The organism is Bacillus sp. P4_E1, from assembly GCF_056401715.1.
Genome location: NZ_JBFUIV010000005.1, coordinates 91357 through 116644, shown reverse-complemented (window position 1 = coordinate 116644; position 25288 = coordinate 91357). Strand labels below are relative to the sequence as shown.

Sequence of the window (25288 nt, the reverse complement as noted above, 5' to 3'; positions counted from 1 at the left end):
TACCCGCTGCGTACTTTTACCACAACGGTTTACACCTACCCTTCTACAATATAATGTTGCACCTATCCTCGTTTAATTAAGCATTTTTTAACGTTCCACTTCCCATATTATGCTTCACAAGAATAATAAAGTTTGTTCATTTTTTTTCCAAAACTATGTATTTTTTTTGAACAGTATATTTGGTCCTCGACATCATTTTACAGAATCAACCGCTACTTTGTCATGTTTTTCTCAAAAAAGAAGAAAATTTGACAAAAATAAAATAGGAAAGTGACATACACTTTCCTATTTTATTTCTCTATGCATATGAATGTAAACCCGCGATAATTAAGTTTACTACAATAAAGTTAAACATAATGATTGCAAAACCAATCACTGCAAGCCAGGCGGATTTTTCTCCATGCCATCCTTTAGATAAACGTAAATGTAATACCGCAGCATAAAAGAGCCAAGTAATAAGCGCCCAAACTTCTTTTGGATCCCAACCCCAAAAGCGCGTCCAAGCGATTTGAGCCCAGATCATTGCAAAGATTAATGCTCCTAATGTAAACACCGGGAATCCTATCGCAATAGAACGATATCCGATTTCATCTAATAAATCACTATTCGTATTCTTTACTAACGGCTGAAGTGCCGCTGACACTCGCTTACGTAAAACAAGTCTTAATACAATATAAAGTAGCGTTCCCACTAACACTGACCAAATAACAGTATTTAATTTTTTCGCATTTACAATCGCTGGAACTTCAACTGTTGGCTCTAATTTATTTTCTGTCATTAACTTCCCTTCATGCGGTCCAACTAAAGCAGGGAGATTATACTTCATTTCAACTTGTTGTTCATTTTTATCAATCCATTGAAACTTCGCTTCGTATTTCATACTAGAAAATACCGTTGTTATTCCAATAAACCCAACTGTACAAACAAGTGTGAAAACTACTGTCTCTAACCAAAATGTACGTTTGCTTCTCGTTGATTGATCTACATTCTTCAATAAATACATAACGCCCGTAATAAAACTAATTGCTAAAATTGCTTGTCCTGCTGCTGCAGTCGTCACGTGAATATGTAACCAATTACTTTTTAAAGATGGAATAAGCGGAGATATTTCCCTCGGAAACATACTCGCATATGCAATTAATAAAAGCGCAACTGGTAATGCAAAGAGTCCAATTATACTTACGCGGTACATAAAATACATGACAATAAATGCTCCAACAAGCATCATGCCGAAAAACGTACCGAATTCAAAAAAGTTACTAACTGGTGCATGTCCTGATGCAATCCATCTTGTAACAAAATATACTGTTTGTGCAATAAACCCTAAAATTGTAATCGTTATTCCTATATTTGCCCATTTATGACCTTTTTCTTTAATTGCTCCCCCGAAAAATAGAGTTGCAATTAAATATAAAATAAATGCGGTAAAGAGAAAGTTACTACTTATTTGCACCATATCGTTTCCCCACCTTAACTAATTTTTTTATCCACTACTTTATCGCTTGGCTGCGGAATTGCTGTACCTTCTAGTACTCTTTCAATATCTTTCTTTAAACCGAACCAATTTTTATTCGTATGTCCTGCAATCCACCATTCATCATTAACGCGTTGTATCCAAATACGGCGATGATTCCAATACATCCCTTGAATCACACCAACCATAAATATAAATCCTCCAATACCGAGAATCCAAAGCGTTAAATCTTTCCTTACAGTAAGTGCTGTTGCATTTTGCATTTCCACACCTGCAAAGGACATTTTATATTTGTTATTCCCATCTGGTTCTATATTTTGCTGAATACCGACAAAACTCACTTCACCATCTGGTGTTTCAGGCGTAAACATTTTAAACACAAATGCAGGGTTGTTTGGTAATTTCGTTTTCGTATTTGGTCTTCCATTCTCGTCAAAATAAAAATCTGGAAAATAGCTTAATAGTTCTAAAGAATAACCATTTCCTAAATCAAATTTTTCTGTAGGATTCGTTAAATCTACTTTAATCGGTCCCCACTTTTGATTATTTTCTTTGTTTTGCAAATGGAATGACATGCTTTTAAATTCACTTTCTTTGTAATCCACTTGATATACAGCAAATTGATCAAATTTCAGCGGTTCATTCACTCGAATTTCCGCTTCTTTTACTTTTTCTAATTTCGGTTTTTGTCCTGCTATATTTTCGCCGACCGCTTTATATAATACAGCATTCGTTTGGAAGTTTTTCGCAATCATTTTATCGCCTACACGATCAATCGCTTCATCAAAAACTTCCTTGTCCTTACTTTTATCATAAACTTCCTTAATAAATTTCTCGTTTTTTAAATAGTATTGACCATCCGTTCCTGGTATTTCTTTCGTTTCACCGTCACGTAACCAAAGGGCTTCGTCTACGTACATACTCGGTAAAAAACGGAGCATTGCACCGAATAAAAAGATAATGAGACCAATATGATTCACATATGGACCCCAGCGTGAAAACCGTCCCTTTTCAGCTAAAATGTTACCGTCTTCCACTTTCACATTATAATTACGTTTCTTTAAATTAATTTGAACTCGTTCTAAGTCACCTTCATGCGGCGTACCAGTCCCGTGCACTCTCTGTCTTTTCAAAAAACTTGGGTGTCTTTTCACCCCTTGTTTTTTTAAAGCTTTATAAAGAGGAATGACACGGTCTAAACTACATATAACAAGTGAAATACCAATGGAAGCAATTAAAATCATGTACCACCATGATCCATATAAATTATTAAATCCTAATTGATAGTATAATTGTCCTAAAAATCCATACTCGGTCTTATAATATTCAGCTGGTTCGATTCCTGGAGTTATGTACATTTCTTGGGGAAAGATAGTTCCTATTGCCGATGCAGCTAAAGTTATTACGATTAACCATACACCTACTTTTACAGAAGAGAAAAAACTCCAAATTTTATCGACTATCGTTTTTGTATGTGTGAGAGATCTCCGAGCACTCCCCTCATATCTCATATCCAATAATTTTATATTTTCATTACTTTCAAATGGTTTCCCACATGCTTCACAAAAAATGGTTCCTATCGGATTAACATGTCCACATTCACACTTAATTTCTTTCAACACTCTCACCGCCCCTATATCTATATGTACTATTGTATATTCTAACCTCAAGTTACCGCAATACTCAGAATTTTTAAATCAGAGGCACTATAAGGATGCACCTCATATGTAAAGGCTTTCTTTATTACGGAGTAATTTTCTTTAAATATCCTTCTAACTGTTCTTTCGTTTGTTCACCTATAATTTGTTCGACTACTATTCCATCTTTATCAATCAAAAAGCTTGTCGGTAATGGTCCTACCCCATATGTGCTTATGATTTTTGTTCCTTTATCAATAGCAACTGGGAATTTCAAATCATATTGTTTCACAAAGTTCTTAACAGCAATATCTGTTTCATCTGCATCTAACGCAATAATTTCAACGCCTTTTTCTTTATACTTTGGATATAATTCGTTCATATAAGGCATTTCTTTTTCACACGGTTTACACCAAGTGCCCCAAAAATTTAAAAATACACCTTTTCCCTTTAAATCTTTCAGTTCAATTTTCTTTCCTTCTAAATCTGTCACAACAAAGTTAGGTGCTTCTTTTCCAATTTGCATTTTCTCTTTATCAGCAAAAAATCCTTGATAAAGTGTAAATCCTACAGCACCGCATAAAATGAGTAGAATAATAACACGAAATAATAAGCGATTTTTTTTCATATTGTCTCCCCTCTCTTCGACGAGTGATGAATATATGTATTTTTTAATAAATCACCAGCGGAGCATTCCACTGGTGAAAGTTTCACACTATCGATTAGCGCGGCTTTGTAGAAGCCAATGCACGTAATTGTTTCACCTCATGTGGTGTCAATTCTCTTGCATCACCAGGTCGCAAGCTACCTACTTCTAAAAAGGCGTAGCGTTCACGCTTTAGTTTCACTACTTTACAATCTAACGCTTCAAACATGCGGCGTACTTGACGATTACGTCCTTCATGAATCGTTAATTGTACAATTGCCATCTCTTTACGCTTGTCCCAAGAAATAATTTTCGCTTGTGCTGGTGCTGTTTTCCCATCTTCTAATGCAACACCTCGTTCTAACATGCGAATTTTCTCACCTGTTAATGGCCCTTTAATTTTTGCAACATACGTTTTTTCAACTTTATATCTCGGATGCATTAATACATTTGCAAATTCACCATCATTTGTCATCAATAATACGCCAGACGTATCATAATCTAAGCGTCCGATTGGGAATAAACGTTGTCTAATTTCAGGGAAAAAGTCTGTTACAACATTTCTTCCTTTATCATCTGATACACTTGAAATTACACCAGTTGGTTTATATAGTAAAAAATAAACAGGTTCTTCTTTTTCAAGAGGGATGTTATTTACTTCCACTTTATCTTGAGGAGTTACTTTTGTTCCTAACTCCTTCACTATTTTCCCATTAACTTTCACTTTCCCTTGCTGAATTAATTCCTCAGCCTTTCTTCTCGATGCAATACCTGCTTGCGCAATCACTTTTTGTAATCGTTCCATTTCTTTTTTTCACCTCAAATTTATCTTACCTTACATTAGAAAGACTTGGCAACCGCCTAAGCTTTATGCCATTTACTTCGCCTACCTTTAACAACATAGCAATGATAATAAACGTATAAAGGCTATATCACGTTTTCACCCTTTATTATTATTTACACTTTTTCATGTTGTCCACGATAAAAGTTCATCATTTTGTCAAAAACACCGCATAAAAAAACCACTATTAAACTACACGTTAATAGTGGTCGTATACGTATTATAAGCTAAATAGCGCAAAAAATGAATAGCATTACTGAAACAATAGGGAAACAAACACAATTGAACAAATAATTCCGATTAAATCTGCAAAAAGTCCTACCTTTAATGCATCTCCCATTTTTCTAATACCGACAGCCCCAAAGTATACTGTTAATATATAAAAAGTCGTATCTGTGCTACCTTGCATCGTTGAAGCTAACCTACCAATAAACGAGTCTGGCCCATATGTAGCGATTAAGTCGGTCGTAATACTTAAACCAGCAGATCCCGAAATCGGACGTATAAGTGCAAGTGGAACGATTTCGGCTGGTACATGAATAAGGTCTAACATCGGCTTCATTACCGATATCATCGCATCTAGAGCACCTGATGCCCTGAAAATAGAAATAGATACAAGCATTCCAACCATAAACGGCAAAATGGAAACCGCAATTTGAATCCCTTCTTTTCCGCCCTCAACGAACGATTCGTACGTTGGAACTTTCTTTATCGTGCCATACAAAAGGATAAAACCAATTACACAAGGAATTACCCATAATGAAACTGTATTTACAATACTCATTTTTTCCGCCCCTTTCTACTCCTTCTCCGGTAAAAATAGCGGTCAATCCAAATCGCTCCAATCATCGATAACACTTGTGCTATAAATGTTACGCCAACGATTTCAGTAGGGTTTGCTGATTCATAAGTCATTCGAATCGAAATGACAGTAGTCGGAATTAATGTAATCGCTGAAGTATTTAATGCTAGAAACGTCACCATAGAACGACTTGCTGAATCCTTTCCACCATTTAACTCTTTCAGTTGTTCCATTGCTTTAATACCTAAAGGTGTTGCTGCATTACCTAACCCAAAAAAGTTCGCCATCATATTTGATAAAATGAATCCCATTGACGGGTGATCCTTCGGTATTTCTGGAAATAATCTTTTTACTATCGGCATAAAAAGTGATACTAACTTCTTTAACAATCCAGCTTCCTCAGCAATTTTCATTAAACCGAGCCAAAATACTAAAACACTAATAAGTCCAATACAAATCGTTACAGCATCTTTTGACCCTTCAAACACTGCTTTGGTCACTTCTTCCATCGTTCCATTTATCATGGCATACACAATCCCTATAACTGCCATCGCTGCCCATACGAGATTAACCATCTATCCCAACACCTATCATGTAAGAGAAGATTTCTTTTACGTTATTCCAATACATTCCCGTTGTAGCTACTAACTTTCGTTTACTGTAAAACAAATTTCGTTCTCCAACTTTCTCGTTCCCTACATAAATTTCTGTCTTCCCAATCTTTACTCCATCCGTAAGTTTTGCACTTTTATCGAGCTCAACTTTCAATAACACGCTCTTTCTTTCCTCTTCAGTTAAAGGTACAGAAAAACTATTTTTCGTATAAACATGATTGGCATATTTCTTTTCATTTATTTCAGCGAGTGCGCCTTGTCCTAAAACTTTCGCTTGCTTATAGCGTTCAAAGCCTTTATCAAACAAATTCATATGATCATCCCAGTCACTAGAAGCACTCAAAGTTACGACAATTAAATCTAATCCATCTTTTGAAGCTGTTGTGACAAGCGTCCGTCCTGCTTTCTTCGTAAAACCTGTCTTTCCCCCTGTTGCAAATTCATAATAAGATGTCACAAGCTTATGTTTATTTTTCCACGGATAATCCCAAGAATCTGATTTATACGTTTTTGTTCCAAAAATTTTCTTAAAGGTCTCGTTCCCCATTGCATATTTCGTTAATAATGCCATGTCATAAGCCGACGAATAATGCGATCCATCCCCATCCAAGCCATGCGGGTTTGAGAAATGCGTATCTTTCATTCCGATTTCTTTCGCCTTTTCATTCATTAAATATACAAATCCTTCTATACTCCCTCCCACATTTTCAGCAATTACTTGTGCTGCATCATTACCAGATCTAAGCATTAATCCGTAAACTAAATCTTCTAACTTAACTTTTTGTCCAGGTTTTAAATAAATTGCCGATCCTTCTACTCGTACCGCTTCATTACTAACCGATACTAATTCTTTCATTTTTCCTGATTCAGCAGCTAACAATGCTGTCATAATTTTTGTTATACTAGCAATTTTTTGTGGCTCATGTTCTAATTTCCCATATAGCACACGACCGGATTGTTGTTCCATTAAGACTGCGTTACGAGCACTGACACCACCGTTCATTTTTGCATATGCAGGAATTGGCATAACGCTTGCGTACATTATAATTAGCGTAATTATTATACAAATTCGTCTCATATTTCCCCCCACGTCCTTTTGGCACTTTTTGTACAAGTGTATGCTTGGCCTTTTAAAATATGAACGAAATCTTCCTTCCACCTCCACTAAAAAAGACGCATGAGATATGCGTCTAATACGGTGTCCATTCAATTTGCTTCGCACTTTCAAATCTCTTTTCTACATCTGGCCAATTTACAACATTCCACCAATTTTTAATATATTCATCTTTTCGATTTTGATATTGTAAATAATACGCATGTTCCCATACATCCAGTACAAGGAGTGGTATCGTATCCCACTGTGTAAACAATTGATGAAGCGTACTTTGCAAAATTTCTAACCTTCCTGAACGGGGTACCCATACAAGAATTGCCCATCCTGAACCTTCCACTTTAGAAGCGGCTTCCGTGAAATGCTTTTGAAAACGTAAAAAACTTCCGAAATCTTGCTCAATTTGTTGTGAAAAAGCCCCTCTCGGACTTCCACCACCATCTTTTTTCATGTTATTCCAAAATATCGTGTGTAAGTAATGACCTGATCCATGAAAAGCCGCTTCTCTTTCCCAATGCTTAATTAAATCAAATTGATTTGTTTTTCTCGCTTCTTCCATCATCTTCTCTGCTTTATTTAATCCTTCCACGTAACTACGATGGTGTTTATCATGGTGTAACATCATAATTTCTCGTGAAATGTACGGTTCTAGCGCATTATATGGATAAGGTAATGGCGGAAGGGTATGCCCCCCAATCGGAACAGCTCGTTCGCTATCCCCTCTTTCACATAGTTCATATTCCTCTCCTTCTTGCATAAATACTTCCTGTAAATGGTGTTGAATATGTTCTACATCATCACTTATTTCATACATAAACTCGGCATCTGTGTCGTATTCATGCTCTTTCATACGCTCTAATAACGTTTGAATTTTATAAGCAAGCATATGGACATCATACACTTCCATTGCACGGCTATCTAATACTTGAAGAACACTTTCACACCAGCTTTCTACTTCATGAAAGTAATCTGTAAATACACCTTGCTGACTCATGTCACACCTCCTTGATGCTATCCACTTTAACTATATTCAATTAAAATCCCTTATATAACTGGACAAAAGGAAAAGAAGCTAAGTATCCTTAGCTTCTTTTCCTTAATTAATATTTGTGCAACATTTTTGTTTGGTAATCTGTCTCATAATATTCTAGTTCTTCACGCATCAATTGAAATTTCCCTTCTAAATCCTTCATCATTCGTTCTATAGATCTAGGGGGGATTTGCTGAAAAACAATAGAATTTTTCCCTGTATAAGCAGAACGACTATTTTCATACCAATGATCATTCTTTGGCGAAAAAAACTCTGCAATTACTTGATGGTAAATCTTATATAAAACTGTTTCAGCTGCGGTCTTTCGAAATGGTTGGCTATTCAGCAAAACAAAACATGCATCAAGTCCTTCTTCACAAAAAACAAGAAGTCTTCTTATTGATGCTAATATCCCTTTATAGTATTGCTCGTTTCCTGTTGGTGTCTCCTCCAATAAAGAAGGTAACGTATGATAATTTACATAATTAGTTATCAAGGAAATTACATCTTCTAAAAATATAGAAACTTGTTCTGTTTGATTTTCAACCATCAAATTAGACATGGCTTCTCTCTCCTTTGCCGTTTTACACTATTTCTACTCTTTTATTTTTATGTAATTCAGCTAATATTTCTTGTACTTTCACCACTGTTCCCTCATCAAAGTATCGTTGAAAGTCTGTTACTTCATTGAGATACAAGCGCTTCTGCGCGCGTAGCTCTTTATCTTTCAGTAAACAAGCGATCGCTACAATATCTCGTAAATATACGTCTTGTTCTTCTACTTTATAAACTGGATTTCCTTCAAAAGGGGTAATTTCTTGTAAAATTTCTTCAAAATATCGAACATATAAGACAGAAAAGGTTTTCTCTTGATTATTTAATATATATGTCACTTCAGATCTATTAAAAAAATCTTCTGATGTATTCGGTTTTGCTTTTTCTAACTCATATCCTGCATAACCTATTATAATCATCTACTTCCCCTCTCTTCCTTCTTTCATCTTATCTTAACTTAATTTTCTAATAAACGAAATATTCTTTTAAATATAACCTATATAAAAAATAGCTTCCCTATACAGGAATTTACCTTTTTATTTTTCTTGAAGTTTGTCATAATAATATTATTGTCTCAGTTTTCTTACACAAGGAGAGTTGTATTTATGTCGTTTTCATGGAAACGTTTCTTACAAATCGGGAAAATAATCTTCCCATTTGTTGTCTTAACAATTGTTTTCTTTCAAGCTAAAAAAGAATTAGCAGGCATTTCTTTTTTAGAAGCAATTGAAACAATTAAAAACATTCCAACTGGTGGGGTATTTTTAGCGATTACACTCGGTGCATTTGCCGTTTCAACAATGTTCTTTTATGACTTTGTTATGCTTCGTTACTTAAAAGCAGATATACCTGTACAAAAGATTTTCCGTATCTCATGGATTGCAAACACTTTAAATGGATTTATCGGTTTTGGTGGTCTTGTTGGTGCCGGTGTACGTACAATGCTATATCGTCCGCATATAAAAGATAATGGAAAACTTATTAAAAGTATTGCTTGGATGACAACCGCTTTTATTAACGGATTAGCCATTCTGTCATTCCTCGGCCTTATTGGAATATTAGACACTAGTTTTATTCTGCACGAAAAACCGTGGTTATGGCCTGTTCTTATCTTCTTTGCTCTTTTCGTTCCTATATATATTGGGTTTTCTAAAATTAAAAATAGAAAAACAAAACAGCTAGACGGACAAGAGGAAGAAGAAGAAGAGAAAAATCCAACTGTTTTATATTCATTAGTTTCATTAGTCGAGTGGGTATCTGCCGGTATCGTTATGTACGTCATTTTAATATTGTTTGGAATTGATATCGAATTTCAAAAGTTTTTAGGTGTTTACGTAATTGCTGCTTTAGCTGGTGTCGTAAGTCTTGTTCCTGGTGGCCTTGGTTCATTTGACCTTGTTTTCTTAACTGGACTAGGACAATACGGCGTTGATACAGGCGTATTACTACCTGCTATGTTATTATACCGACTTGTCTATTACATCTTACCATTCTGCCTAGGTCTCATTTTTGCAGCCTTTGAAATGACAGGAGCTGCCATAAAAAAAATTGAAGATAAACCATTTATTGCACCTGCGTTAGAAACAACTGGTGTAATTTGGACTTTACAACGTGATTTTTTAGGGAAATTAGGTTCATGGGCATCCGCCGCTTTAACAGTATTCGCTGGCTTAATGGTTATTCTATCAACAATTTTACCGACTAGTATAAATCGAGCTCACGCCTTACATATTTTAGCTCCAAAGCACCTTATTCAATTTTCTTTTAGCTTATCATTAACATTCGGTATTCTCCTCCTGATTCTTTCGCGAGGCATATATTATGGAACAAAGCGTTCTTACTATATGACGATTGTTTCTTTAATTGGAGCAGCAATCTTTAATACCCTAAAAGGAATTGACATTGAAGAAACCTTTATTTTATTAATCGTACTTGCTGTGTTGTATATGCTTCGTAAAAGATTTATACGCGAGAAAATGGAAGTCTCACTTTCTGATATCGTAAAAGTATTTATCTTCTTATTACTTACGCTATATTTATATAAAAACTTAGGTATTTTATTTGCGGGTGCAAAAGAAGCGTTCCAACCTGATTTTGTCGTTCGAAATATTACACAAGTTAAACGAAGTGCATTAGCAGCAGCCTTTTTCGTTCCTACTTTTTTACTTATCGGCTCACTAATTGCCAATCGTTACCGTAGTCAATTTCCTGGGCAACCAGCTAATGATAAAAGGTTAGAAAACTTCTTAGATGAACATGGCGGGAATGTACTTAGTCATTTAGGTTTTTTAGGAGATAAACAGTTCTTCTTCAGTAGTGACGGAAAAGCACTTCTTCTCTTTTCAATTACTGGAAAACGTCTTGTTGTACTAGGTGATCCAATTGGTGATCCATCCTCCTACCGCACTGTGTTGCAAGAATTTTTAACTGAAGCTGATCGATTTGGGTATATTTGCGTATTCTATCAAATTGAAAGCAAATGGATGAGCTTATACCACGATTTTGGCTACAACTTCTTTAAACTTGGTGAAGAGGCTGTCGTTGATTTAAATACGTTTACAATAACAGGAAAGAAACGTGCTGGTATGCGAGCCACTTTCAACCGTTTTGAACGAGAAGGTTATACATTCTCTATTCATCAGCCACCATTCTCAGACGAATTATACGAGGAATTAAAGAAAGTTTCTGATGCTTGGCTCGGCGGAAAAAAAGAGAAAGGATTTTCACTTGGGTACTTCGATCGTGAGTATATTAGTCGTGCCCCTATCGCTACATTATCTGATGCAGAAGGAAAAATCATTGCATTCACAACCTTTATGCCAGTATATCAAAGTGGCATATTATCTGTTGATTTAATGCGTTATTATCCAGATGCCCCTAGCGGAATTATGGATGCAATTTTTATCCACTTATTCCACTGGGCAAAAGAAAATGAATACCATTCCTTTAATATTGGTATGGCACCACTCTCAAATGTCGGTTTATCAACGCAATCGTTCTGGTCTGAACGAGTTGCTGCTGCAATATTTAATAACGTTCGTTACACATATAGCTTCAGCGGTTTACGAAATTTTAAAGAAAAATACAAACCTGCATGGAGTGGAAAGTATTTAGCATTTCGAAAGAATCATTCTTTACCAATTACAATGCTCTCTGTAACAAAATTAATAGGAAAACGAAAAAACAGCTAAGTACTTAGCTGTTTTTTCGTTTTTGCACTTGTATACTAAACTCCTTTTCATACTTCTTACCATTTATATAGAAATCCCCCCATATTTTATATGTTCCTTCTTCTGGAAATGTAATACGATATTGTAATTGCTCATCCGTATCAACAGGAATGGCATATAAAAAATGTCCCCTCGTTTCATCAACGATATATAGCGCGTTGACTTCGCCTCTCCCTGAATTTAATTTCAGCTTTTCTCCCTTTTTCGCTTGAAACTGAAATGTTAATGTCGTTGCCTCATTCGGATGTAATGCACCAAATAAAAGAGACACTTGATGCTCTCCTATATTTTTTGTAAGTACAGTATCGACAGGTAGCTTCTTTTTATTCTTGTCCTTGTTTGTCTCCTTTTTCTCTTCACCAAAATCTTGCTTAGAAAATGATTCCACGGACTTGTTTTCATCTTCATACAAAAATATCGTGTGCTCTTCACCTTTTGCTACATCTGAAGATAGCTTATACGATCCATTTCCAGCAAATATAGGCTTCGTTTGTTGTATGTTTTTCAAATTCCCATCCACTATCACTGCTCGAATTTGATCGTTCACACCACGAACTTCATTATTCATTTTATTTAGCAATTGAAACGAAATATCGACTTTTTCATTTCCTTCTTTATTCTTCACATCCCATTTCACTTCTTGAACATCTCCGGTCGTTTCTACAGTTTCTTGATATTTTTTTATGTAAAATCCTCCTGCCACAATAAGTACTAGTGCAATAAGCCCAATGACAAGATTTTTCAAAATATCACCTACCATTTTTATTTTCTTTATCCATGCAAAACCTCTTAAATATATATTCTAGATTATGATTTATGAAATCCTCCTCTTTTGCACATATTACAAATAAAAAAGATTTTAATTGAAAGGAGTCGTAGTGTATAATGCAAATGATATTGATTTCTATCAATACATTATAAGGAGGATTTTTCATGAGTGTACATATTGAAGCAAAACAAGGCGAAATTGCTGAATCTATTCTATTACCTGGTGATCCATTACGTGCAAAATATATTGCTGAAACATTTTTAGAGGATGTTACTTGTTATAATAACGTGCGTGGCATGTTAGGTTTCACTGGAACTTACAAAGGAAAGCGTGTATCTGTTCAAGGTACAGGCATGGGTGTTCCTTCTATTTCTATTTATGTAAACGAATTAATTCAAAGCTACGGAGTGAAAAATTTAATTCGTGTTGGGACATGTGGTGCAATTCAAAAAGATGTTAAGGTACGTGACGTTATTATTGCGATGACGGCTTGTACAGATTCTAATATGAATCGCTTAACATTCCCGGGTTTTGATTTTGCTCCTGCTGCAAACTTTGATCTTTTAAAGAAAGCCTACGATGCTGGAACAGAAAAAGGATTACACGTTCGTGTTGGTAACGTATTAACAGCAGATGTATTTTATCGTGAGAGCATGGACATGGTTAAAAAACTTGCAGATTACGGTGTATTAGCAGTAGAGATGGAAACGACTGCTCTTTACACATTAGCAGCTAAATATGGTGTAAATGCATTATCTGTATTAACAGTAAGCGACCATATCTTCACTGGTGAAGAAACTACATCTGAAGAGCGTCAAACTACATTTAACGAAATGATTGAAATCGCTTTAGATGCAGCAATTCAGCAATAGTACACTAAAGAACTCGTCATACGTCTGGCGAGTTCTTTTTTATGCTAAAATACTTCTATAGTCACTGCACCTTCTCTTTATGTGACTTTCTATAAAAAACTACTTTAGAGAGAGACAGATTTATCCCCTCTACTTTTTTGTAACCTTTGTTATAATTAAGAAATCATTTATATTACAGTATTTTTCATACGAGGTGAAACAGTGAAGAACAGAAGCATCGTCTTTAAACTATTTTTATTAACATCAACTTTATTTACAATCATATTTCTCCTTTTTTTCCTTGGACAATCTCTATTTTTAGAGAAGTTTTATATTAATAAAAAAGTAAAAACCGTTCAAACGGCTTTTGAAAAATTCGTAGATAATTATGAAAAAAGCGACAAAAGTTTTGAGGAAATCAGAAAGCTAAAACAAGAATTTCACGATAAAACGAATGCTGAAATGCAATTTTTAGATTCTAACGGCATTATTAAAAGTGAAAACAATTACTACATTGAGGTAATTAACCCTAATAACAATAAAACCTATTCCATCCCACTTAATAATCTTTTAACACCCGAAGAATATAATAAATTCGAAAATTTAGGCTTAAAAAAAGAGGGCATGATTCACGTAGAGGGATTTTTACAAGATAATATAATAACGCCACTAGAACTGACGACTAATTATAATCGATGGCGAAATGAAAATGTCAATTCGGATTTTCAAACAATTAGTGGTAACCCCTCTAAAAATAGACTCACAAATCGATATAAAACTACGTCTCAGATCAGTTTTACCGGTGTGATATCTAAATTACATATCCCTTCCAAATCTGAGGTTCGCCTTGCAAATGATTTTGAAACATTACAAGCTGTTGAATATTTTGCAAGCACTATTAGACAAGGTACTTCTAATTCAAATCAATTAAACACGTATATTTTAGATAGTGGGGAAAATATAAAAAACAGTGTCTTTGTAAAGCCTATTATGGAAAACGGAAAAACTAAGGAGTACGCTTTTGTGATAGCATCTTTACAACCTGTGAATGAAGCGATGCTCGTTTTAAAAGATTATTATGTCTATGCCTTAATTATCGTGTTTCTCGTTATTATTTTGTTATCCTTCTACTACTCAAAAATCATTGTTAAACCATTAATTAAGATAAATCGTGTTACAAAAAAAATGGCCAACTTTGATTTTAGCGAGAAGTTACCTGTTACAGCAGACGATGAAATTGGCGGGTTATCAAGTGGTATTAATACACTCTCTGTAAATTTAAAAGATCGAATCGACCGATTAAATGTTGCTAATACAAAATTACAACAAGATATTGAACGCGAACGTCAATTGGAAAAAACGAGAAAAGAATTCATTTCTGGTGTATCTCATGAATTAAAAACACCACTTAGTGTTATTCGTAGCTTCGCTGAAGGTATTCAAGATGGCGTAAGTAAAGATACGACATATTATACAAATGTTATTTTGGAAGAGACAGATAATATGAACAGGCTCATTGTTGAAATGTTAGAATTAGCAAAACTAGAATCAGGTACGTACAAACTAGAAATGTCGACATTCTCGATCGGTGAATTAATTCAACAAGTCTATACAAAATTATTATTTAGCATGGAGGAAAAACATTTACAAGTGGACATCCATGCTGACTCTTCTCTATTTGTTAAAGCAAATCGTAGCCGTATTGAGCAAGTCGTTGTAAACTTACTTAGCAATGCAATTCGATATACTCCAGATGGTGAAAAAATACACGTCTCTATTATAGAAACGGAAGATACAGTGAAAATCAAAATTGAAAACACAGGTAATCCTATTCCAGAAGAAAGCCTTGAAAAAATTTGGGATCGCTTCTACCGTTTAGACGCTTCTCGTAGCCGTCATACTGGAGGTACTGGCCTTGGGTTATCCATTGTGAAAAACATTTTAGATCTCCATCACGCTGAATACGGCGTGTATAATACCACTAATAGCGTTGTATTTTATTTTAATTTACAAAAAGTAAAAGAAGTCAAATAATTTGTCTTAATTTCACTAGGAGTTCACATGAAATTCACACTCTCCCTTTATAGTAAGAAACAAGTTAATCCTTTCCTTTACACATATAAAAGAGGAGAGTGCGTGAAATGAAACAAGCAGGACAACCTATTCAAAATGAAAAACAATTAGAAACTATCAAAAATATACTTTTACAATCTTCGAAACGTGATGGCTTATTATTCGTATTAGCTGTAAATTCTGGCTTAAAAGTAAGTGAAATCTTACAATTAAAAGTTAGTGATGTAATCGATGAAGACGAAAATGTTCGCCATTCCATTTTATTTTACAATGAAAAAGTAAAGAAACATAAATGGTTTGCTGTAAATGAAGACTTACAGCACGCAATCGAAGACTACATGAAAGAACGTAAAACTTGGAAACGTAATGAACCATTATTAAAGTCTCAAAAAGGAACAAAGTCTATTACGAGACAACATGCATGGTACATTTTAAACAAAGCTGCAAAAGAAGTTGGATTAGAAGGGATTAGCTCACATACACTTCGAAAAACTTGGGGCTATTGTGCATACAAATCAGGTGTTGATATTGCATTTTTACAACACTTCTTTGATCACAGTACTCCATCCAAAACTTTAAAGTATATCGGTATTGCTTAATAACTCTTATACATAAAAAGGTTACCATTTGTAAATTTGGTAACCTTTTTTATGTTTCATATTCTCTTTTCTTGTCTTGTCTCTCCTATACTGTAGTGGTACTCTAATAGTAAGGGGGAGAAATTATGAACACATTAACAATTGAATTACCGAAAGAAACGGCTGAAAAACTTGATTTATTAAAGAAATCTTATGAAAAGAAAACAGGTGCTACAATTTCTGAAAGCACTCTCGTTCAAACACTTATCTCAAAGGAATTTATCCAAGCGATAACTCCTTTTGATTTACAACAAATCATCAATGGAAAAGAACAGCAGTAATTGCTGTTCTTTTTTTATTACTATTTAAAATATAAAATGAAACTTTAATCAGTGGGGGTTTTACTGCCGCAAATAGCGGGATAAAAATTTTTTTACTTATTTTCCGAAAAACCATTGACAATGATAATGATAACCATTATCATTTATTATGAAGCCAACAATTGATGAATCAACCAAACGCTCAGTAACATTGTTACCCCTCTTTTTCATATAGAAAGGCACTGTACATTCCCCCTGTTTGTACAGTGCCTTTCTTGTTTATCATCATTCAAACAAATTTAATTGCTCAGGCTTCGGCTCACCGTATGTAATGTTCATCATTTTCATAAGCTGTTTCGCATTATCCGCTGCATCTCCACCCGAATTATTATTAAACAATACAAATATATCCTTCGTCTTCTTTTTCAATCGCTCTAATCGTTCTACCCATTCCGCCAATTCTTTACTATTATAACGATATAAACAGCGAACCGATCTCCAATTTTCTCCTTTATCCAGCCAACCATGAACATTTCGGCCATGAAAACGTATTAACGCCATGTCCGAGTTTGTTGCATCTAATATAAGCGGTACTGATCCTATTCCAGCCTGAGGCTCATCGCAAATTGTATGAATCCAGTTTTCTTTTTCTAAAAACTGTAACGTCTTATCTCTCATTTCTGGATAAAACCATGTTTGATTTCGAAATTCTATTGCACATGGTAAATCTTCCATTTTTTCTTTCGTGTATCGAAGTAAATCTACATTTTTCACTTTACAATCAAACCATGGTGGATATTGAAATAAAATCATTTTTAATTTATTTGTTTCTATTAAAGGAAGAATGGATTGTTTATACACATCAAACATCTCATCGAACGTAGAAAAAGGGATTTCCCCTTTCATATGTCCTGTCATTCCTTGATAGGCTTTTACTATAAAAGAAAAATCTTTCGGCGTTTCCATCGCCCATTTTGTATAATTCCGCGCAGGTTGTATCGCATAAAATGAACTATCTACTTCCACAATGGGAAAATGTTCACTATAAGTTCGCAATTTATTTCTATTTTCATAGGGATTTATATATAAAGAATCATGATCTCCCCACCCTGTCACTCCAATGAAAAGCAAATATATCCCTCCCTTTTTAACTTCACCTTCTATCCATTCTACTCACTTCCCGGACATTTCAGCTAATCAATTTCATTAAGTAGCCCCTTCTTTAAGAGTATCCGTATAAAAATATGATATACTAAATGGAAAAATTTTTAAATTGAGGGGTTATTTATTTATGCTTCCAAACGATGATATTGTATCTCATGAAAAACGAATAGAAGAACTAGAAAATAAAGTGCGGTTATATGAAGAGCTTGTGAATCAATTACCACATCATTTCACATACAAAAATCCACATATTGGTTTACAAATAAAGAAAACGAGAACGACTCACTCCATTCAAAACATACAAAAAGAGAATAAAAAGGCTGATTTTCAACTTACTTGCGATTCATTATTTTTATTTGAACAACTTGAAACATACTTTGTTCATATTTTTGATGCTTTTTCACATCATGTCACCTTTGTTGATAGTAAAGGAAATATAACTTTATGTAATCAAGCTGCAGCAGATGATTTTGGTGTAGTACGAAATGATATAATTGGAAAGCCAATTCAACAATTACTAAACTTGCCAGAAGAACAAATTAAAGCGATTGAAACATTAAGAACAGGAACAGAAATATATAATGAAGAAGTGTTAGACAAAAACTATGGTATTTTAAACAATCGAATTATTCGGGATTATAACGGAGAGATTTTTAGAGTTATTAGTGTCTTCCATTATTTAAACACAGAACGTGATGCAGAAAAATTTTCATTAGCAGGACGAATCGCAGCTGGGATTGCTCATGAAGTACGAAATCCCCTTACAACGGTACGTGGATACTTGCAATTTCTACAAGATAACGTTTCTCCATCCAATAAAGAATTGTTTAAAAGTCTACTCATTCCTGAACTAGATCGTGCAAATAGTATTATCACAAAATTTTTAGCCATTTCAAAAACACGTGAATTTACTAGAGAACCTTTTCCCATCAATACGTTTTTACGCGAATATATTCAACAACTACTTGCTAGTGAAGTTTTTTTACACAATATTTCTATTGACTATGAATTTTCTACGGAATTAGATGGTGTACTTGTCAATATCGATCGTCATGAACTTGTGCAAGTTTTTTTAAATTTATTTCAAAATGCTATCGATGCTCGAGGCGAAAGACCTCTTTCCATTCAAATCTCTAGTTATCGCCTAGATAACTTTGTTCGGATTACTTTCACAGATAACGGAACTGGGGTTCCTCCAGCTATTCAAGAATATATCTTTGATCCATTCTTCTCAACAAAAGATTCAGGAACAGGACTGGGCTTGTCAGTAACGAAGAAAATTATTCAAAATCATAACGGTACATTAAAAGTTACTAGTAATCACAGTGGGACAACTTTTACAATATCTATCCCATCGTTGCCCAAAAGAGATAGTTAAAGTGTCGATAAACAAAAACAGTGGGGGCAGTTTTTAACTGCCCCCACTGTTTTTGTTTAACTCATCATTTTCCTAAAAAACTATACAAAATGAAACTTTAATCAGCGTTTTTTGCATCTCCTACTGCTTATTAACCCTAACTAATCAGCCTTTTGCTAGATAGAAATCTTTCAATCTCTTTAATTCCCCTTACTAAGTAGGTAAAACCCTTATTTTTTTTGAAATAGTAGTTTGTCCATCACGAATTTAGTTTTATTTTCATTTTATTATATTGAGACTATTTATTCTATAAAAGAAAGGAATGAAAAGATGAACAATAAAAATAGAGGGAAAGTATTCTTCGGTAACGATTGTTGCGAAGTCCGGGCTTGTAGTTTTATTAACATCTCTAAATCTGAACTTAAAGAATTTATTAAAATCCTTCAAGCTCTTGGACAAAATATTAAAGATATATTCCAAAATCCTTCTCAAAGTAATATTGATAAACTTATAGCTACCCTAGATAATCTACAAAAATCCCTCAAATGTTTAGACTTATCACCTGCACAAGAAAAAATCGGAACTTCTATTATTACTCACCTATTAACTATTCTAAAAACAAAACCTTTCTCGTGCGGAGCATTATACGTTGAACTGCAAAGCCTGCTTAATTTTTTACTGTATATCGCTAAGTTATTTAAAGTTAATTGCTGTACTATAGACAAACTTATTAAGCTGATTATAGAAATCCAAACCATTTTAGTTAAATATGGCTCTGGTTGCCTTGGTGGAGGTGCTACTGGYGCTACCGGCGCTACTGGACCTCAAGGACTTCGTGGSGYTACTGGCGCTACCGGCGCTACTGGACCTCAAGGACTTCGTGGSGYTACTGGYGCTACCGGCGCTACTGGACCTCAAGGACTTCGTGGCGTTACTGGCGCTACCGGCGCTACTGGACCTCAAGGACTTCGTGGSGYTACTGGACCATCGGGCAAACCACTCCCTGTAACTATAGCAGCAATAGGAAATTCTAATCCACAAACTATATCACCTGGAACGAATATCCAATTTAATCAAGTTTTCGAACTAAATAATCTCATTTTTAATGACACTTCAGATACTTTAACTATTTTAGAAACAGGAGTATACGATATTAGTTTCTCAGCATCTACAACCTTCCCGGGTTCTTCACCATTTGGATTCGGTATTTCATTCAACGGTCAACCACCTACTCGTAATTTTTCAACTAACGTTATCGGTAGTGCGGTTTCTTTCTCCACAATTGTTACTTTAACAGCTGGTACAACAATCTCTGTACAACCTACAGTAAATACTATTTCCATCCCTAACACTGGTGACACAACAGCTACACTATCAGTCTTCCGAATTTACTAATTTTAGTTTTCATTTTATTTTTGAACGACCAAGAATGTTTGATTTATAGTAATTTGTATTATTTTGATTGTATGTTAAATCTTTCTTTTAATAAAAAGGAGCACTTATTTTGGAGGATAAGTGCTCCTTCTTTACGTTTCTTTACTTCAAATTTACTCTAGCTTAATCCTCTTTTTGTATGATGAATAGTGAAGACAAAGACATGAAAGAGGGATGACAATGCGAATTATATCACTGACACGTTTTTGGTTTGTTCTTATGGTATGCATAATTTTATGTATAGGGTTTCTTTTAACTCTAAACTATTCAAATGTTTCAAAAGCAGAAAGAAAAACAATTCCATACGAACTTCTGTATACAAAACAAAACAACATCCCGTATTCCTCTTCCACACAAAATGAAAAAAAAGTTATAAAAGGAATGCTTATTACAGAAGCTTCTAGTTATGAAAACCTACTTCAAATCGCTGAAACGATTAAAGATCAATATAAAAATAAAGACGTTGATGAAATAACACTCTCTATCCATAATGAAAATACTGGAAATTTCGAAGAGGAATTGCCATATGAACCCATTAGTAAAGGAATAATAACCGTCACGTATGATTCTCAATCCTTCGGTAGGACCAATGTTACGCTAAATAAATAAGCTGAAGCTTTAATCCGTGGCGCTTTTCCCATCCCCACGGATTATTAAGTTAAACCCATCAAATTTTTATAGGCAGCTCGATTCTCACCTAACTTCTTTTCTGTTGCCACATTTTGAACCGAGATAAAACCGCTCATTTCTCATAAAAAAGAGGCGAACTCGTTATTCGCCTCTTTTTTTACCAAAATGGAATCCACTCTTTCACTTTATCTATCCATTCATTTTGCTGTTCTTTTCTTTGTTGTTCCTCTTCTTTTCGTTTTTTCTCTTCTTCTTTCCTTCGTTTTTCTTCCTCAATCGTTTTTAATTGTTTTGTATAATCCGCCTCAGGTATTAGTGATAACTGAAATGCCTTTTGAGTTGGATTTCCATTCGCTTTCTTCATAATATCCCGGAACATTGTCGTTGTAATTTGGCTGCCTCCTGGCACATAATGCTCACTATCCGTTTTATCATACCCTACCCAAATCGCACCTACTAAATCCGGTGTGTATCCAACAAACCACGAATCCTTCGCACCAGTGCTTGGTCCATTTACAAGCTGGGTAGTCCCTGTCTTGCCTGCGGTATCGATATTATTAACTTTCGCTTTTTCACCTGTTCCCCTTTCAATAACACCTTTTAATAAGTATGTCATCTTTTGGGCAACTTTCTCGTTCGTCACACGAGTTTCTTTCTTATACCATTTTCCAATTGTTTCCCCTTCAGCATTTTGGATTTCTCTAATGGCATGAGCTTCTACTTGGACACCATCATTTGCAAGTGCGCTATACGCTTGAGCCATTACAAATGGTGAAGTCCCTACATGCATACCTCCTAAAGCAATCGGATACGTATGGTCTTCAGGCTCTAATGGAATACCAAACCGCTCTAAAGATTTCAATCCTTTATCTAATCCAATTTTCTCTAATAGCCAAACTGCTGAAACATTATATGACTTTGCCACCGCTTCATACATCGTCACATTACCATGGAACGTATGATCACTATTTTGTGGTGCATATTCTTTAATATTAAACGGTTCATCTTTTAAGACATCGTATACTTCATATCCTTGTTCTAACGCTGGTACATACACTGCAAGAGGCTTTAACGTTGAACCTGGCTGTCTTTTTAATTGTGTTGCATGATTAAACTGTAAAAATTGATAAGGACCTCTGCCTCCAACTAAAGCCGGAACACCGCCAGTTTTTGGATTCATAAGGACCACTCCAGTTTGCATAAGCTGATCTGAGCCACTATCTTTAAAATAACTATCATTATTCACAACATCTTCAACCGCTTGTTGTTTTTTCGAGTCAAGTTCCGTATAAATACGATAGCCACCTGCTAAAATTTCATTTTGTGTTAATTCATACTTGTCCATCGCTTCTCTAACAATATAATCTACGTATTGAGAATATTTTCCCTTATATTTATCGTCAACACCACGTCGTAATACAAGACCTGATTCTTTCTCCTGGTTAAATTGTTCTTCAGAAATATATCCTTGCTCCTTCATTAAACCTAATACGACATTACGTCTTTCAATTGATTTATTAAAGTTTTTATACGGCGAATACGCAGATGGCGCTTTAATTAATCCTGCAATCGTTGCAGCTTCTGAAATCGTTAAGTCTTTTACTTCTTTATCAAAATAAGATTTAGCTGCTCTTTTTATCCCCCAAGCACCTTCACCAAAATAAATTTGATTCATATACATTTCAACAATTTCATCTTTCGTATAAGTACGTTCTATTTTTTTCGTTAGAAAGTATTCCTTTATTTTACGAGAGAATGTACGGTCTTGCGTTAAAAATACATTTTTCGCAAGTTGTTGTGTAATTGTACTACCACCTGCCACAACTTCACCAGCTGTAATGTTCTTAAATACAGCACTTATAATTCCACTATAGTAAATACCATGATGACTAAAAAATTCCTTATCTTCTACTGCAACAATTGCTTGAACCATAATATCAGGAATATCTTTCCTTTTGACCCCTTCTGTTTTAGAAGAAGCTAATTTAGTCGCAACTTCATTATTTGCATCATAAATTAAAGTCGGTTGTGGAACAGCTTGTTTTAATTCAGATATATCTTGAATGGAAATTATTATATTTACAACAATAAATAGAGTAGCAAGTAAACTTCCCAATACAATTAATGAATTGCGTAGTTTCTTCCTCTTATTGAACCACTCAAGCGTTTTTTTAAAGTGAGTGTTCTTCAATTTCATTGGTTCACTTCCTTCATTTGTTTACACTCTTCTTTTTAAAAGGAAGAATATACCTCCTTTTAAATTTATTATAATAACGTAGTCGTTCCTATAGTGTAAAGCTTTTCTTTCACATTCATACTTTTTGCAAGAAAAGGACATTCTACAAGTAAGATATTCATTGTTGAGTATTAATATTATTAATACAACAATGAGAGTTATGTTAAGTTTTTGTAAACTTTTCGATAAAATGTTTTAAAAAACGACAGTTTTTTGTTAGAATTGATTAGCCAATATATTTTACATATATTACTTTTGTGGGGGTAACAATAATGGTCTTTAAATCAAAAAAAGATAAATTTTCTGAAATGCTTATGAACGTTTCCGAAAATTTAAAAGAAGGCGCGCAGTTTTTCGTGGAGTATAAAATTAAAAATGCTAGCGATTTAAAAGAGTTTTCTATGCGCATGAAAGAGTATGAGTCAAAAGGTGACTCATTCATTCACGAAATCATTATGGAGCTAAACAAAGCGTTTATTACTCCTATTGAACGTGAAGACATCCTACAACTTGCAATGAGTATGGATGATGTATTAGACGGATTAGATCACAGTGCTAGTCTATTCGAAATGTATTCTATTACAGAAGCTGATGAATACATGATTAAATTCGTTGAAGCAATTAATCAATGTGCGATTGAGATTGCAAATTCTGTTGAACTACTTTCTAAAAAGAAATTAGTCGATATTCGTACAAATGCGATCAAGATTAAGGATTACGAGTCACAATGTGATGATATTCGCCGTCATGCGATTAAGCACTTATTCTCTCGTGAGAAAGATCCGATTAAGATTATTCAATTTAAAGAGATTTACGAAGAGCTTGAAGAAGTAGCTGATAGCTGTCAAAGCGTTGCAAACGTATTAGAAACAATCATTATGAAGAACGCGTAAGGAGTTTGATCATGGATACACTCTTGATACTGACCGTTTTAGTAGTCATTTGCGCTTTAGCTTTTGACTTTATCAATGGATTTCACGATACAGCAAACGCTATTGCAACGGCTGTTTCAACGAAAGCTCTAAAGCCTAGACATGCAATTGTTATGGCAGCTATTATGAACTTTTTAGGTGCGATGACATTTACAGGTGTAGCAAAAACGATTACAAAAGATATTGTTGACCCGTTTGCTTTGCAAAATGGTTCTCTTGTAATTTTAGCTGCTTTGCTTGCGGCAATAGTCTGGAATTTGATCACTTGGTACTATGGCATTCCAAGTAGTTCTTCGCATGCAATCATTGGCGCAATCGCTGGTGCAGCAATTGCTGCTGCTGGTATTAGCTCATTAAACTATAAAGGGTTTATAAAAATTCTTGAAGCTTTAATCATTTCACCGATCATCGCTTTTGTTATTGGTTACATCGTATATAGTATTTTTAAAGTGGTATTTAAAAACTTTAACTTAACGAAAACGAACAAGAACTTCCGTATATTCCAGATTTTCACCGCTGCATTACAAGCTTATACGCACGGTACGAATGATGCACAAAAAGCAATGGGAATCATTACGATGGCTCTTATGGCCAATAACTATCATACTTCTGGCGATATCCCTTTCTGGGTACAATTATCTTGTGCAATCGCAATGGGTCTTGGTACTTCTGTCGGTGGTTGGAAAATTATTAAAACTGTCGGTGGACAAATTATGAAAATTCGTCCTGTAAATGGTGTAGCTGCCGATTTATCATCATCACTTGTTATTTTCGGCGCAACATTTATTCACTTACCGGTTAGTACGACGCACGTTATCTCTTCTTCTATTTTAGGGGTTGGTGCTTCACATCGCGTGAAAGGTGTAAAATGGGGAACTGCAAAACGCATGTTAATTACATGGGTTATTACACTTCCTATTTCAGCTTCTTTAGCTGCATTATTTTACTACTTATTACACTTAATCTTTTAATCAAAAGTCGTCTTCCTTATTTTTCTAGGAAGA

23 protein-coding genes are annotated in these 25288 nt (G+C 34.6%); 10 read left to right on the top strand and 13 right to left on the bottom strand.

Annotated elements, in window-relative coordinates:
• Positions 1-298: 298 nt before the first annotated feature.
• The 10 genes from resC to AC1DS7_RS08995 form a co-directional block, all read right to left on the bottom strand.
• Positions 299-1456: a cytochrome c biogenesis protein ResC gene (resC, locus tag AC1DS7_RS09040; RefSeq protein ID WP_061675124.1), complete on the bottom strand. Its 1158-nt coding sequence runs from the start codon at positions 1454-1456 to the stop codon at positions 299-301.
• Positions 1457-1470: 14 nt separating this feature from the next.
• On the bottom strand, positions 1471-3096 hold the full coding sequence (gene resB / locus AC1DS7_RS09035) for a cytochrome c biogenesis protein ResB (RefSeq protein ID WP_061675123.1): 1626 nt from the start codon (positions 3094-3096) through the stop codon (positions 1471-1473).
• Positions 3097-3217: 121 nt separating this feature from the next.
• Positions 3218-3739: a thiol-disulfide oxidoreductase ResA gene (resA, locus tag AC1DS7_RS09030; protein ID WP_002141016.1), complete on the bottom strand. Its 522-nt coding sequence runs from the start codon at positions 3737-3739 to the stop codon at positions 3218-3220.
• Positions 3740-3833: 94 nt separating this feature from the next.
• On the bottom strand, positions 3834-4562 hold the full coding sequence (rluB, locus tag AC1DS7_RS09025; protein ID WP_002011753.1) for a 23S rRNA pseudouridine(2605) synthase RluB: 729 nt from the start codon (positions 4560-4562) through the stop codon (positions 3834-3836).
• A 289-nt stretch (positions 4563-4851) separates the two neighbouring features.
• Positions 4852-5382 (bottom strand): spore maturation protein SpmB, encoded by a 531-nt coding sequence (gene spmB / locus AC1DS7_RS09020; RefSeq protein WP_305927255.1) that lies wholly within the window; start codon positions 5380-5382, stop codon positions 4852-4854.
• Positions 5379-5975 carry a spore maturation protein SpmA gene (gene spmA / locus AC1DS7_RS09015; protein WP_002086662.1) on the bottom strand — a complete coding sequence of 199 codons (597 nt, stop codon included), beginning with the start codon at positions 5973-5975 and terminating at the stop codon, positions 5379-5381. Before spmA ends, spmB begins: the two co-directional genes overlap by 4 nt.
• Entirely contained in the window at positions 5968-7092 is a 1125-nt protein-coding gene (locus AC1DS7_RS09010) for a D-alanyl-D-alanine carboxypeptidase family protein (protein WP_002086664.1), read from the bottom strand. Before AC1DS7_RS09010 ends, spmA begins: the two co-directional genes overlap by 8 nt.
• A gap of 112 nt (positions 7093-7204) precedes the next feature.
• Positions 7205-8119, bottom strand: coding sequence for a superoxide dismutase (locus tag AC1DS7_RS09005; protein WP_002030730.1), 915 nt, complete (start codon positions 8117-8119; stop codon positions 7205-7207).
• A 106-nt stretch (positions 8120-8225) separates the two neighbouring features.
• Positions 8226-8717, bottom strand: coding sequence for a YpuI family protein (locus tag AC1DS7_RS09000; protein ID WP_002135239.1), 492 nt, complete (start codon positions 8715-8717; stop codon positions 8226-8228).
• A 22-nt stretch (positions 8718-8739) separates the two neighbouring features.
• Positions 8740-9129, bottom strand: coding sequence for a hypothetical protein (locus AC1DS7_RS08995; protein WP_256484627.1), 390 nt, complete (start codon positions 9127-9129; stop codon positions 8740-8742).
• 186 nt (positions 9130-9315) lie between these two features.
• Here AC1DS7_RS08995 and mprF point away from each other — a divergent pair, with 186 nt between their 5' ends.
• Positions 9316-11901 carry a bifunctional lysylphosphatidylglycerol flippase/synthetase MprF gene (gene mprF, locus AC1DS7_RS08990; protein ID WP_476998923.1) on the top strand — a complete coding sequence of 862 codons (2586 nt, stop codon included), beginning with the start codon at positions 9316-9318 and terminating at the stop codon, positions 11899-11901.
• 4 nt (positions 11902-11905) lie between these two features.
• Here mprF and AC1DS7_RS08985 read toward each other — a convergent pair whose 3' ends face one another.
• The gene (locus tag AC1DS7_RS08985) at positions 11906-12700 is read right to left on the bottom strand and encodes a hypothetical protein (RefSeq protein WP_063218628.1); all 795 of its coding nucleotides are present in this window, start codon (positions 12698-12700) and stop codon (positions 11906-11908) included.
• 173 nt (positions 12701-12873) lie between these two features.
• Between AC1DS7_RS08985 and deoD the strand changes: the two genes are divergently transcribed.
• From deoD to AC1DS7_RS08965, 4 genes are all read left to right on the top strand, one after another.
• Positions 12874-13581, top strand: coding sequence for a purine-nucleoside phosphorylase (deoD, locus tag AC1DS7_RS08980; protein ID WP_000110704.1), 708 nt, complete (start codon positions 12874-12876; stop codon positions 13579-13581).
• A gap of 201 nt (positions 13582-13782) precedes the next feature.
• A complete protein-coding gene (locus AC1DS7_RS08975) occupies positions 13783-15594 on the top strand; it encodes a sensor histidine kinase (RefSeq protein WP_002141011.1) in 1812 nt (603 codons plus the stop codon).
• 107 nt (positions 15595-15701) lie between these two features.
• Positions 15702-16232 carry a tyrosine-type recombinase/integrase gene (locus AC1DS7_RS08970; protein WP_000806230.1) on the top strand — a complete coding sequence of 177 codons (531 nt, stop codon included), beginning with the start codon at positions 15702-15704 and terminating at the stop codon, positions 16230-16232.
• Positions 16233-16357: 125 nt separating this feature from the next.
• Entirely contained in the window at positions 16358-16552 is a 195-nt protein-coding gene (locus AC1DS7_RS08965) for a DUF3924 family protein (protein WP_002011737.1), read from the top strand.
• 264 nt (positions 16553-16816) lie between these two features.
• On the opposite strand, the gene AC1DS7_RS08960 is transcribed toward AC1DS7_RS08965, so the two are convergent.
• On the bottom strand, positions 16817-17662 hold the full coding sequence (locus AC1DS7_RS08960; RefSeq protein ID WP_033708932.1) for a DUF72 domain-containing protein: 846 nt from the start codon (positions 17660-17662) through the stop codon (positions 16817-16819).
• A 160-nt stretch (positions 17663-17822) separates the two neighbouring features.
• On the opposite strand from AC1DS7_RS08960, the gene AC1DS7_RS08955 reads away from it, so the two are divergent.
• The 3 genes from AC1DS7_RS08955 to AC1DS7_RS08945 all read left to right on the top strand — a co-directional run bounded on the left by AC1DS7_RS08955 (position 17823) and on the right by AC1DS7_RS08945 (position 21095).
• Entirely contained in the window at positions 17823-19073 is a 1251-nt protein-coding gene (locus tag AC1DS7_RS08955) for an ATP-binding protein (protein WP_002030719.1), read from the top strand.
• Between the two features lie 309 nt (positions 19074-19382).
• Positions 19383-20447: a Gly-Xaa-Xaa repeat protein gene (locus AC1DS7_RS08950; protein WP_476998922.1), complete on the top strand. Its 1065-nt coding sequence runs from the start codon at positions 19383-19385 to the stop codon at positions 20445-20447.
• Positions 20448-20666: 219 nt separating this feature from the next.
• Positions 20667-21095: a hypothetical protein gene (locus tag AC1DS7_RS08945; RefSeq protein WP_002168802.1), complete on the top strand. Its 429-nt coding sequence runs from the start codon at positions 20667-20669 to the stop codon at positions 21093-21095.
• A 178-nt stretch (positions 21096-21273) separates the two neighbouring features.
• Here the strand turns inward: AC1DS7_RS08945 and AC1DS7_RS08940 are convergent, their stop codons facing one another.
• On the bottom strand, positions 21274-23313 hold the full coding sequence (locus tag AC1DS7_RS08940; protein ID WP_113770089.1) for a transglycosylase domain-containing protein: 2040 nt from the start codon (positions 23311-23313) through the stop codon (positions 21274-21276).
• Positions 23314-23624: 311 nt separating this feature from the next.
• Between AC1DS7_RS08940 and AC1DS7_RS08935 the strand changes: the two genes are divergently transcribed.
• Entirely contained in the window at positions 23625-24245 is a 621-nt protein-coding gene (locus tag AC1DS7_RS08935) for a DUF47 domain-containing protein (RefSeq protein WP_002086688.1), read from the top strand.
• A gap of 11 nt (positions 24246-24256) precedes the next feature.
• Entirely contained in the window at positions 24257-25255 is a 999-nt protein-coding gene (locus AC1DS7_RS08930; RefSeq protein WP_002126356.1) for an inorganic phosphate transporter, read from the top strand.
• Positions 25256-25288 lie beyond the last annotated feature (33 nt).